Origin of the sequence: Gordonia sp. VNK21 (assembly GCF_046098115.1) — a bacterium.
GTDB lineage: Bacteria > Actinomycetota > Actinomycetes > Mycobacteriales > Mycobacteriaceae > Gordonia.
This window is the reverse complement of the sequence record NZ_JBJURU010000009.1, coordinates 143,709-154,834: the sequence shown is the minus strand read 5'-3', so window position 1 is coordinate 154,834 and position 11,126 is coordinate 143,709. Positions and strand designations below refer to the sequence as shown.

Here is an 11,126-nt window from a genome sequence, read left to right as displayed (position 1 = left end):
GTTCGGTGCCGCGCTGGAAGGACCGCTCTCGCGGCTGCTCGACTCGCACGACTCCCGCCAGCTGGCAGGGCGGATGATCGGCGGGCTCCTCAAACGCGAGGCGATGCCCTACCTCGAGGGTGTGGACAGCCTGCTGCTCGACTACCTCGGGCCCGACGACTTCCTGCTCAGCCCGTTGCCGAATCACCTCTTCCAGCGGGACAACTCGGCCTGGATCTACGGCGGCGTCTCGGTGAGTCCGATGGCCAAGCCGGCGCGACGGCGCGAGACGATCAACTCGCGCCTGATCTACAACTTCCACCCGCTGTTCCGCGACGCGGACTTCCAGTTCTATTACGGCAACGACTCGGCCGACCACAGCAAGGCCACGGTGGAGGGCGGCGACATCCACGTGCTCGGCAACCGTCACGTCATGATCGGCATGGGCGAGCGGACATCGCCGCAGGGGCTGGAGGTTCTGGCCGAGCGGCTGTTCCGTGCGGGCGTCGTGGACAAGATCATCGTCGTCGAACTTCCCAAGACCCGCGCCTTCATGCACCTGGACACCGCGATGACGCAGATCGATCGCGATGCGTTCAGCGTCTATCCGTACCTGCCCGAGGTCCTGCGGTCTTTCACCCTCACCGCGGCCGGCGACTCGGGGGCCTACACGGTGGTCGAGAACAAGGAACTCTTCCCCGTGGTCGCCGACGCTCTGGGCGTGAACAACCTGCGCGTCCTGCGGGCTCCGGTCGACCGTCTGGAGGCCTCCCGCGAGCAGTGGGACGACGGGAACAACTTCCTGGCGGTCAAGCCCGGAGTGATCGTGGGATACCAGCGCAATGTGACCACCAACAAGTACCTCGCCGATCAGGGAATAGAGGTGGTCGGGCTCGACGGCGGGGAGCTGGGCCGTGGCCGCGGCGGGCCGCGCTGCATGTCCTGCCCGATCGACCGTGAGGCGGTCGCATCGTGAGCAGCTACAAGGATGTGATCCCGACTCTGGCCGGACGGGACTTCCTGAAGGAACTGGATTTCACGGTCGAGGAGTACACGGCGCTGATCGACTACTCCGCGGAGCTGAAGAAGCTCCATGCCGCCGGAGACGAGCCCATTCGGGCGACTGGGAAGGCGATCGCACTCGTCTTCGAGAAGACCTCCACCCGGACCCGGTGCGCCTTCGAACGGGCGGCATACGATCTGGGCCTGGGCCACGTGTACATGGACCCGGCCGGTTCGCAGCTCGGCCACAAGGAGTCGATCTCCGACACCGGCCATGTGCTGTCGGGCATGTTCAACGGCATCGAGTACCGGGGCTTCTCGCAGGCCTCGATGACCGAACTCGCCGATGCCGCCGACGTACCGGTCTGGAACGGGCTCTCCGACGAGTGGCATCCGACGCAATCGTTGTGCGACATGCTCACCATGCAGGAGCACTCCGCCAAGCCGAGGAACGCCATCTCCTTCGCCTATCTGGGCGACACCGAGGACAACGTGGCCAACTCGCTGGTCGTCGCCGGTGCGATGTGCGGTATGGACGTGCGGATCGTCGGCCCGAAGTCGCGGTGGACCCCGCAGAGGGTGATCGACGCGGCCGACGCGATCAACGCCGGCACAGGAGGCACCCTGACCCACACCGAGGACGTCGACGACGGTGTGCGCGGCGTCGACTTCGTGTACACCGACGTCTGGCTGTCGATGGGGGAGTCGAAGGACCTGTGGGATCAGCGGATCGAGCTGCTGCTGCCGTATCAGGTCAACGCTGCGGTCATGGAGGCGACCGGGAACCCCGATGCCAAGTTCATGCACTGTCTGCCGGCCTTTCACGATCGCAACACCACCGTCGGGGAGCAGATCTACGAGCACACCGGGCTCTCGGCCCTGGAGGTGACCGACGAGGTCTTCACCAGCGATGCGTCGATCGTGTTCGAGCAGTCGAGCAACCGCTGGCACACGATCAAGGCCGTGGTCGCGGCCACGCTCGGACTCAAGGTGGGGTTGTAGCCGATGCGTCTGGTCGTTGCGCTCGGCGGGAACGCCCTGCTGCCGCGCGGGAAACCGCTGACCCCGGCGAACCAGGTCGAGGCGGTCCGCGGCGCCATGAGGATCCTCGCGCCGATCTCCATGCAGGAGAACCTGGTGATCACCCACGGCAACGGTCCCCAGGTCGGCATGCTGGCCACGCTCACCGCCCAGGCCGGAGCCGAGTTCGCCGAACCCTTCGACGTGCTCGACGCGCAGACCGAGGGCATGATCGGCTACCTGATCGAACGTGAACTCCGGGAGTTGCTGCCTGCGCTGCGGCAGGTCGCGACGCTGGTGACACTGGTCGAAGTGGACCCGAAGGATCCGGCGTTCGAGGATCCCACCAAGTTCATCGGTCCGGTCTTCGACAAGGACACGGCAGAGAAGCTGGCGGCCGACCGCGGCTGGGTGGTCAAGCCCGACGGTGACTACTGGCGCCGCGTGGTGCCGTCTCCGGTTCCGTCGGCGGTACCGGGAATCCACACCGTCGACGCGCTGGTGGAGAGCGGTTGCACGGTGGTGTGTGTCGGAGGCGGCGGGGTGCCGGTCGCGTGGGATCAGGTGGCGCGGAGCTACACGGGTATCGAGGCGGTGATCGACAAAGACCTGGCGACCTCGCTGCTGGCCTATCAGCTCAGCGCCTCACTGATGGTCTTGGCGACCGACGTCGAGGGGGTCTACGAGGGCTGGGGAACGCCGGCGCAGCGGCTGATCAAGACCGCCGGCCCGGAGTACCTGCGCAGTGGGCACTTTCCGGCCGGCTCCATGGGGCCGAAGGTGACGGCGGCCGCCGAGTTCGCCGAGCGGAGTCTGAACGGTGAAGCCGTGATCGGTGCGCTGGGCGATCTGGCGGCCATCCTCGACGGGACCGCCGGTACCAGGGTGAGCCGTCAGTACAGCGGGGTCACCTACTACTGAGCGGGTTGCCGGCATACCCGTATGTCCTCGCCGCATCCGGCGACGATGCGCGATGATCGGGGGATGAACTCGTCTGCACGTGCCCGGGTTGCCCGTCGTCTCGCCGTCCTCGTCTGCGCTGCGGTGGTCGCGGGCCCGACGGCGGTGGCCGCCAGTGGTGTGGCGGTGGCCGAGTCGTATCCGGTGGTCGAGGACGCCGGGCGGGCCACGGTGCTCGGGGACACGCAGCCCGCCGATGCCTCGCCGCCCGGATCCAATGTGCGCGGCTGCCGCAGCGAGAAGCGGCCGGTGGTGCTGCTGCACGGCACCGCGCAGACGCAGATATCGGCGTGGCAGTACCTGGCGCCGACCCTGGCCAACCGCGGCTACTGCGTCTACAGCCTCACCTACGGGCAGGCGAGCTGGAGCGGGGAGATCGGCGCGCTCGGCAGCCGCGAGCAGTCGGCCGAGCAGGTGGGCGGATTCGTCGACACCGTCCTGAAACGCAGTGGGGCCGAGCAGATCGACCTGATCGGCTTCTCTCAGGGCAGCGCCGTGGCGCAACTGTTCACGCAGCTGCCGGGCCGGGCGGCGCAGGTGAACACTCTGATCGGACTGGGGCCGTCCAACTCCGGGGTCTCCAGGGTCGGCTCGCTCACCGACCGTCTCCCGGCCCGCGCGCCCGGTGAGAACGACTGGGGTCCACTGCATTCGGACATCGACTACCTGATGATCATGACCCGGCACGACGAAGTGGCCACCCCGTACCAGAACGGCTTCCTGCCGCGGCGGGCGAACGTGCGCAATGTGGTGGTGCAGGATCACTGCCCGAACGATCCGGTGGGCCACATCGGACTCCCGTACGACAGCTGGGTCGGCGGCACGGTGATGAACGCCCTGTCGGGCCGCACGGCCGGAGTGCGCTGCACATCGGGTTTCCCGCTGTAGTGCGAGCAGCGCCCCGCTCGGCCTCTGGCTGCGGGAGTATGGGCCCGCGGGCCGGTGGGCAGGGATAGAGTTCGGCCTATCAGCCGACCCGGCGATACAGAAATCACGACCGCACCGAGCACGAGGAGATCCGATGGCCACGATTGTTCCCCGCCAGCCCGTCGTCGACGCCCTGTCTGCGCAGTGGACCACGCTCATCGCCCTCGCCTCGGGCCTGAGCGACGAGCAGTTCGCACAGCAGTCGGTACTCCCCGGGTGGACGATCGGCGACGTCTTCGCGCACATCGCCGGCACCGAATGGATGCTCACCGGACGTGAGGTCCAGGCCTCCCGGGACGTCTCGGCCCTCGAACACGTCCGCAACCCGATCGGCGAACTCAACGAGCAGTGGGCCGACCACTACCGCGGCCGGCCCCGCGAGGAACTGCTCGGCGACCTGCGGACGGTGGTCGGACAGCGGCTCGCCGGGCTCGACGAGATGACCGAATCGCAGTGGGACGCCGAAGGACCCACGCCCGCCGGGCAGGACACCTATGGGCGGTTCATGCAGATCCGGGTGTTCGACTGCTGGATGCACGAACTCGATGTGCGCGACAGCCTCGGCCGCGGCACCCCGGAGGATCCGCTTCCGGCCACCGTCGCCCGCCGTGAGATGGAGAGTTCGCTGCCGTTCCTGATCGGCAAGCGGGCGCAGGCCCCGGCGGGCACCGCGGTGACCGTCGAGTTCACCGGCTGCGCCCCGGCCGCGGTGCATGTGACCGTCGCCGACCGCGCGCAGACCGTCCCGGCCCTCGACCGCGAACCGGATGTGCGGCTGCAGGTGGCGCTGCCCGACTACGCCCGGCTGATCGGCGGGCGGCGCGACGCCGACCCGGCAGCCGTCCGGATCGACGGCGACACCGCCCTCGGCGAGCGGATCGTCGGAAGCCTGCACTACACGATCTGACCGGTCCGGCGGTTCAGTCGCGCAGCGGTGCGGCGCTGCGGGCGAAGGCCACCGCCTCGTCGCCGGTGAGCATTCGCGCCGGCTCCGGATCGGCACGCAGCCGCCGCTGCAGTGCCGCCGACTCCGGAAGATCGCCGTCGCCGGCCACCACCACGATGTTTCCGGAGCGGCGGCCCTTGAACATCGACGGATCGGCGATCAGCTCCACCGATCCGAACACCGAGGCGATGGTGGCGACCTCGGCCCGCACCGAGGTCAGAGCACGGCGGTCGCCGCAGTTCGCGATGTACAGTCCGCCGGGGGCGAGCACCCGGCGCACCGCCTCGGTGAACTCGACGGTCATCAGGTGGCGCGGGGTCACCGACTCGGCGAAGGCATCGCGGATCACCATGTCCCGGGTCTGCTCGGTGAGCGCAGAGACCACCTCGCGGGCGTCGCCGACCCGGATCCGCAGCCGCGGTGCGCGCGGCAGATCGAACCATTCGCGGGCCAGCCGGGCGAGCTCAGCGTCGATCTCGACGGCCACATGGCGCGACTGCGGATAGCGGTGTGCCAGATAGCGGGGCAGGGCGCAGGCTGCGGCGCCCAGATGCAGCGTCCGCAGCCGGGTCTCGGGGTCGGGGTACGCATCCTCGATCGCGGCGGCCATCTGCCGCATGTATTCGAACTCGAGGGTCTGCGGATCGAACGGGTCGATGTGGCTGGACTGGGCGCCGTTGACCGACAGCAGCCAGCCGCCGACGCCGTCGTGCGTGAGTTCGGCGGTGCCGGTGGAGATCTCGAAGGTGCCCGCAGCGGGCCGGGGATCGGTGGCCATCGCCGTCGATGCTATCGGCTGCCGGACCGTCTCCTGTCACCAGCGTCCGCCGCCGCCCGTTAGCATCGCCGGGTGCACAGACGTCGGGCGCAGGCCCTCGCCCTCGCCGCCGGCACCGCCGGCGATCTGGCTTTCGGCGATCCCCACCGCGGTCACCCCGTGGCCCTCTTCGGCAGCGCCGTCGCCGCCTCACAGCGGCGGCTGTATCGGCCCCGGCGAGCCGCGGGCGTCCGCTTCGCCGCGCTGTGGATCACCGTCGGTGCCGCCGCCGGCGCAGTGGCCGGGCGCGCCGGACCGGCAGGCACCGCGGCGGCGGCCTTCACCGCGCTCGGCGGCACCACGCTGTGCCGGGTGGGCGGCTCGATCGCCGACGCCCTCGATGCCGGCGACATCGAGGCGGCCCGAGCCCTGCTGCCGAGTCTGGTGGGCCGGGACCCGAGCCTGCTCGACGAGGCCGGGATCTGCCGCGCCGCCGTCGAATCGATCGCCGAGAACACCTCCGACGCGACCGTCGCCCCGCTGGTCTTCGGCGCGGTCGCCGGGCCGGCCGGACTGCTCGGCTACCGGGCGGTGAACACCCTCGACGCGATGATCGGCTACCGCAACGAGCGGTACCGCGAGTTCGGCTGGGCGGCCGCGCGCACTGACGACCTGGCGAATCTGGTGCCCGCCCGGCTCACCGCCGTGCTGGCCGGAGTGCTCAGCGGACATCCGGTGCGTGCGGCGCGAGCGGTGCGGTCCGACGCCGCGCGCCACCCCAGCCCGAACGCCGGGGTGGTCGAGGCGGCGTTCGCCGGCGCGCTGGACATCTCCCTGGGCGGCCGCACCGTGTACGCGCACGGCGCCGAGGACCGGCCGCTGCTCGGCGACGGCCCGGCCCCGCTGGCCGCGGATCTGCGGGCGGCGGTGCGCCTCTCGCGCCGCGTGCAGCTGGCCTCGGCGGTGCTGGCGGTGGCCTGGCGCGGCCGCCGCCTGCGGCCCGCCGCCAGGCGTCAGCGCCCGTAACGCTGGGCCAGTTTGGCCTTGACCGCCGCCGACGGAGCCTCCGGCACCATCCCGTCGCCGATCGGCGACGCGGGCCGGGGCTCCTCGGTGGGGTCGCTGCCGGCCTCCCGCAGTTCGTCGCGGATCCGCTGACGCTCGATGGTGCGCGCGTTGGCGAGCTCCTCGTCGGGCAGCGGTGCGCCGCCGCTCTCGGCGGCTTTCTGCGCGGCGACCTTGCGGCGGTGCTTGACCTCGGACCAGATGAAGTAGAGCACCCCGAGCGGGGCCATCACACCGAACGCCAGCCACTGCAGGCCGTAGGAGAGATACGGACCCGATTCGAGCTGCGGCAGCTCGATCTCGCCCAGCGAACCGGGCTGCTGTGCCGAGAGCTGCACGTAGAAGCCCTCATACTGCTGGCCGGTCGGCGGGCCGAGCAGGGCGGTGTCGATGGTGTACGCCGACAGTGCGCCGTCGGCCTCCCGCGGCTCCTTGCCGGGACTGGTGCCCTCGGTGCGGCGCAGCCGGCCCTCGACGGTGACCGGGCCGGCCGGCGGGACCGGCACGTCCACCGAGCCGTCCTCCTCGGGGCGGACCCAGCCCCGGTTCACCAGCACCACCCGGTCGCTGCCGGTGAGCCGGAACGGGGTGAGGATCTCAGCGGCAGGCCGCGAATCGAACGACTTGAGCCGGACCACCACCTGATGGTCCGCCAGATACTCGCCGGTCATCGTCACCGACCGCCACTCGGTGCCGGTGTCGAAGACGGCGCCGGCCGGGGCCAGCTCGCCGAGCGCGACCGCCGGGGTGTCGGCGGCCTTGCGGATCAGGTCGTTGCGGTGCTCGGTGTCGGCGTTCTTACCCAGCTGCCAGGGGGCCAGCACCAGAAAGCAGGCGACCGCGAAGACGATGACCAGCAGGGTGGCCAGCACCCATCCGGGCCGGAGAAACGTCCGCAAGACCTGCACGGCTACTACGATACTGCTCAGTCCCGATCGGCCAGCGTGGCGTGCACCCACGAGAGCAGGCCGGGGACGGCCGCCTCGATCTGGGCGCGCACCTCGGCGAAGTCCTCCGGGGTGCCGTAGTACGGGTCGGGGACGTCGTCGCCGCCGGCGTCGGGGTCGAAGCTGCGCAGCAGACGCACCCGGTCGCCGAGCCGTTTGCGTTCGAGCTCGCGCACATGACCGGAATCGAGCGCCACCAGCAGATCGGCCGACAGATGGTCCGGCCCGAGCTGGGCGGCGACGTGATTGTCCGGGTAGCCGTGCGCCAGCAGCTCGGTGCGGGCCCGGTTGTCGGCGGGCTCGCCGATATGCCAGCCTCCGGTGCCGGCGCTGCTGACCTGCACCGCGTCACCCAGTCCGGCATCGGCGACGGCGGAGCTGAAGATGGCTTCGGCCATCGGCGACCGGCAGATGTTGCCGGTGCACACGAAACAGACGTGCAGTGGACGGCGGTTGTCAGACACCCAGTACCTCGCGCAGTTCCCGGACCGTCGACACGGTCCATGTGGCTTGTTCGGCTTCGCCCGGCTGTGCGTATCCCCAGCCGACGGCGATCGACGGGACGCGCAGGGCGGCGGCACCGTCGACGTCATGGCGGCGGTCGCCGACCATGACCAGAGGAGTCGATCCCGGCTGCGAGTTTAGTACGGTCAGGGCCCGCTGCATCACTTGTGACTTGCTGCGGCGCGTTCCGTCCTCGCTGGCCCCGGCGATGGCGGCGAAGAACCGGGCCAGCCCGAAGTGCTCGAGGATCCGGACGGCGGTGGGCTCGAACTTGGAGGTGGCCACCGCCAGCGTGCGCCCCGCCGCACTGAGGTCGGAGACCAGGTCGGCCATGCCGTCGAAGACCCGGTTCTCACGCCAGCCCACCCGCTCGTAGCGCTCCCGATACGCGGCGACGGCCGCCGCCGCCTGCTCCTCGCCGAGCCCGTACGCGGCCATCGAATCCAGCAGCGGGGGACCGGCGACCGAGGCCAGGAATTCCTCGGAGGGCTCCGGCGCGCCGATCGCGGCCATCGCGTGCACGAACGACGCCGAGATGCCGGGGAAGCTGTCGGTGATGGTGCCGTCCAGGTCCAGCAGCACGACGGTGCCGGGATCGGCCGGATCGGCGGGGAACGGGGCGGGGCGCACGGTCACGACTCCCATAGTCCCGTAGGCTCGAACGCCATGGCGAACAGGGGTGTACGCGCAGCGACGCGGGCCGGGCAGGCGGATCCGGACGCCGCCGCGCTGCGGTCGCCGGACCGGCACGGCGATGCCGACGCCGAATCCGGACTGGTGGACTTCGCGGTCAACGTCCAGCCCGGGCCGCCGGGCTTTCTCCGGCGCGCGCTGACCGACCGGATCGGATCACTCGCCGGCTATCCCGCCGAGGCCGACGAACAGCGCGCCCGGGCGGCGATCGCGGACCTGCACGGTCGCAGCCCCGACGAGGTGCTGCTGCTGGCCGGAGCCGCCGAGGGCTTTGAGCTGCTGGCCCGGCTGGCGCCGCGGCGTGCGGTTCTGCTCGAGCCCACCTTCACCGAACCGGCCCGGGTGCTCGGCGCCGCCGGGGTGGAACTGGTCCGGGTGCAGCTCCGCGCGCCCTGGCGGCTCGACGGGGCGGCCGCGCGGGTGACGAAGGCGCTGGAAGCGCCCTCCGCCGCAGGTCCGGGGCCGGATCTGGTGATCATCGGCAATCCCACCAACCCCACCTCGGTGTTGCATCCGCGGGAGCAGGTCGCGGCGCTGGCGGGGCCGGGGCGGATCCTGGTGGTCGACGAGGCCTTCGCCGACCTGACCCTCGGCGGCGCGCACGCCGGTGCTGCGGCCGGCGAACCGGAGTCGCTGGCCGGTGAGCGCGCGGCGGATCTGATCGTCATCCGGTCGATCACCAAGACCTTCGGCCTGGCCGGACTGCGCGCCGGCTACCTGCTCGCCGCCCCCGAGCTGATCGCCCGGCTCGAGACGGGCCGCCGGCACTGGCCGCTGGGCACCCTGGCGCTGACCGCGCTGGCCGAGGCCGCCGGCGCCGACGGGCAGCGGTACGTGGCGCAGACCGCGGCGCAGATCGCCGAGGACCGCGAGTATCTGGTCGCCGCACTCGCGGCGATCGGGGTACCGGCCTGCGCCCCGCCGCAGGCGCCGTTCGTGCTGATCGAAGTGCCCGACGGGCTCGCCGTCAAGGCGGCCCTGCGTGCGCACGGATTCGGGGTCCGCAGCTGCGCCAACTTCACCGGCCTGTCCGACGATCACCTCCGGCTGGCGGTGCGGCCGCGGCCGGCCGTCGACGAGCTGGTGACCGCGCTGCGCGCGATCCTGCCGACAGGGCAGGATGGTGGCATGACCGGAAAGACCAGCCGATGACTCCGAGCCTGCGCACGGTGATCGACACCCTCGAAGCGGCCTATCCGCCGCACCTGGCCGAACCGTGGGATGCGGTCGGCCTGGTCTGCGGCGACCCCGACGAGCCGGCCGGCACCGTGCTGGTCTGCGTGGACGTGACCGACGAGGTGGTGGACGCGGCGATCGAGGCCGGTGCCGGACTGATCCTGGCGCACCACCCGCTGCTGCTGCGCGGCGTCGAATCGGTGGCCGCCGACACCCCCAAGGGGCGGCTGCTGCACCGGCTGATCCGGGCACGTTGCGCGCTCTATTCGGCGCACACCAACGCCGACAAGGCCCGCCCGGGCGTGTCCGACGCGCTGGCCCGGCTTCTGGGTCTGGAGGAGACCGTGCCGTTGGTGCCCGAACCGGCTGCCGCCCTGGACAAATGGGTGGTGATGGTGCCCGAGGGCAGCGCCGACCAGGTGAGCGAGGCCATGTTCGCCGCCGGCGCCGGCGCACTCGGCGACTACCGCGACTGCCAGTGGAGCGTGGTGGGTACCGGACAGTTCCTGCCCGTCGACGCCGCCCGGCCCGCGATCGGCGCACTCGGGGAGCTGACCCGCATCGACGAGGCCCGCCTCGAGATGGTGGCCCCGCGCGGCCGCCGGGGCGCGGTGCTGCAGGCGCTGCGCTTCGCGCACCCGTACGAGGAGCCCGCCTTCGACGTCTTCACCCAGGCCGCCCTCGACAGCGACCTCGGCCTCGGGCGGGTGGGCCGGCTCGCGCGGCCGACCACCCTGCGGGCCTTCACCGAGCACGCCGCCGCCGTGCTGCCGCGGGCCGCCTGGCCGATCCGCGCCGCCGGCGACCCCGACACGGTGGTGCAGACCGTCGCCGTCTGCGGGGGTGCGGGCGATTCGGCGATCGGCGCGGCCACCGCCGCCGGCGCCGACGTCTACCTGACCGGGGATCTGCGGCACCACGTCGTCGACGAATCGCTGCGTGCCGGATCCCCGGCGCTCATCGACGCCGGACACTGGGCCACCGAGTTCCCCTGGTGCGGCGATGCCGCCGAGGTGCTCGCCGGCGCCGGCTGCCGCACCGTCGTCTACCAGCGGCCCACCGACCCGTTCACGCTCGCGCCCGTTCCCGACGATCCGTCGGCGGGAGTGCCCGAGCACCCCGCCGCCCACCCCGACGAGAGGCCCTGATC

12 protein-coding genes are annotated in these 11,126 nt (G+C 71.4%); 8 read left to right on the top strand and 4 right to left on the bottom strand.

Annotation, left to right across the window (positions count from 1 at the left end):
• The 5 genes from ACJMNC_RS11675 to ACJMNC_RS11655 form a co-directional block, all read left to right on the top strand.
• On the top strand, positions 1-955 hold a 955-nt coding region (locus ACJMNC_RS11675), incomplete at its 5' end, for an arginine deiminase family protein (protein ID WP_408948121.1).
• A gap of 14 nt (positions 956-969) precedes the next feature.
• Positions 970-1,983 (top strand): ornithine carbamoyltransferase, encoded by a 1,014-nt coding sequence (gene argF, locus ACJMNC_RS11670; protein WP_408948182.1) that lies wholly within the window; start codon positions 970-972, stop codon positions 1,981-1,983.
• A gap of 3 nt (positions 1,984-1,986) precedes the next feature.
• Positions 1,987-2,922 carry a carbamate kinase gene (locus tag ACJMNC_RS11665; RefSeq protein ID WP_408948120.1) on the top strand — a complete coding sequence of 312 codons (936 nt, stop codon included), beginning with the start codon at positions 1,987-1,989 and terminating at the stop codon, positions 2,920-2,922.
• 63 nt (positions 2,923-2,985) lie between these two features.
• Positions 2,986-3,849, top strand: coding sequence for an esterase/lipase family protein (locus tag ACJMNC_RS11660; protein WP_408948119.1), 864 nt, complete (start codon positions 2,986-2,988; stop codon positions 3,847-3,849).
• A 133-nt stretch (positions 3,850-3,982) separates the two neighbouring features.
• Positions 3,983-4,795, top strand: a complete 813-nt coding sequence (locus tag ACJMNC_RS11655) for a maleylpyruvate isomerase family mycothiol-dependent enzyme (protein WP_408948118.1) — start codon at positions 3,983-3,985, stop codon at positions 4,793-4,795.
• Positions 4,796-4,808: 13 nt separating this feature from the next.
• On the opposite strand, the gene ACJMNC_RS11650 is transcribed toward ACJMNC_RS11655, so the two are convergent.
• Positions 4,809-5,612, bottom strand: a complete 804-nt coding sequence (locus ACJMNC_RS11650) for a spermidine synthase (RefSeq protein WP_408948117.1) — start codon at positions 5,610-5,612, stop codon at positions 4,809-4,811.
• A 72-nt stretch (positions 5,613-5,684) separates the two neighbouring features.
• Between ACJMNC_RS11650 and ACJMNC_RS11645 the strand changes: the two genes are divergently transcribed.
• Positions 5,685-6,617, top strand: coding sequence for a cobalamin biosynthesis protein (locus ACJMNC_RS11645; protein WP_408948116.1), 933 nt, complete (start codon positions 5,685-5,687; stop codon positions 6,615-6,617).
• Here the strand turns inward: ACJMNC_RS11645 and ACJMNC_RS11640 are convergent.
• From ACJMNC_RS11640 to ACJMNC_RS11630, 3 genes are read right to left on the bottom strand one after another with little or no spacing between them, the layout of a single operon-like run.
• Entirely contained in the window at positions 6,605-7,564 is a 960-nt protein-coding gene (locus ACJMNC_RS11640) for an SURF1 family protein (RefSeq protein ID WP_408948115.1), read from the bottom strand. The two genes, ACJMNC_RS11645 and ACJMNC_RS11640, sit on opposite strands and share 13 nt — an antisense overlap.
• Before the next feature lie 17 nt (positions 7,565-7,581).
• Positions 7,582-8,067 carry a low molecular weight protein-tyrosine-phosphatase gene (locus tag ACJMNC_RS11635; protein WP_408948114.1) on the bottom strand — a complete coding sequence of 162 codons (486 nt, stop codon included), beginning with the start codon at positions 8,065-8,067 and terminating at the stop codon, positions 7,582-7,584.
• Positions 8,060-8,737: an HAD hydrolase-like protein gene (locus ACJMNC_RS11630; protein ID WP_408948181.1), complete on the bottom strand. Its 678-nt coding sequence runs from the start codon at positions 8,735-8,737 to the stop codon at positions 8,060-8,062. The genes ACJMNC_RS11635 and ACJMNC_RS11630 overlap by 8 nt, the downstream gene beginning before the upstream one ends.
• A gap of 36 nt (positions 8,738-8,773) precedes the next feature.
• Here ACJMNC_RS11630 and cobC point away from each other — a divergent pair, with 36 nt between their 5' ends.
• Together cobC and ACJMNC_RS11620 are read left to right on the top strand one after the other, a co-directional pair.
• Positions 8,774-9,952 (top strand): Rv2231c family pyridoxal phosphate-dependent protein CobC, encoded by a 1,179-nt coding sequence (gene cobC, locus ACJMNC_RS11625; protein ID WP_408948113.1) that lies wholly within the window; start codon positions 8,774-8,776, stop codon positions 9,950-9,952.
• A complete protein-coding gene (locus ACJMNC_RS11620; protein WP_408948112.1) occupies positions 9,949-11,124 on the top strand; it encodes a Nif3-like dinuclear metal center hexameric protein in 1,176 nt (391 codons plus the stop codon). Before cobC ends, ACJMNC_RS11620 begins: the two co-directional genes overlap by 4 nt.
• Positions 11,125-11,126: the final 2 nt, after the last annotated feature.

Excerpts from the sequence above, each read along its gene's own strand:
- ACJMNC_RS11665 (WP_408948120.1), top strand. The coding sequence starts at position 1,987 with ATGCGTCTGGTCGTTGCGCTCGGCGGGAACGCCCTGCTGCCGCGCGGG.
- ACJMNC_RS11660 (WP_408948119.1), top strand. The coding sequence starts at position 2,986 with ATGAACTCGTCTGCACGTGCCCGGGTTGCCCGTCGTCTCGCCGTCCTC.
- ACJMNC_RS11655 (WP_408948118.1), top strand. The coding sequence starts at position 3,983 with ATGGCCACGATTGTTCCCCGCCAGCCCGTCGTCGACGCCCTGTCTGCG.
- ACJMNC_RS11650 (WP_408948117.1), bottom strand. The coding sequence starts at position 5,612 with ATGGCCACCGATCCCCGGCCCGCTGCGGGCACCTTCGAGATCTCCACC.
- cobC (WP_408948113.1), top strand. The coding sequence starts at position 8,774 with ATGGCGAACAGGGGTGTACGCGCAGCGACGCGGGCCGGGCAGGCGGAT.
- ACJMNC_RS11620 (WP_408948112.1), top strand. The coding sequence starts at position 9,949 with ATGACTCCGAGCCTGCGCACGGTGATCGACACCCTCGAAGCGGCCTAT.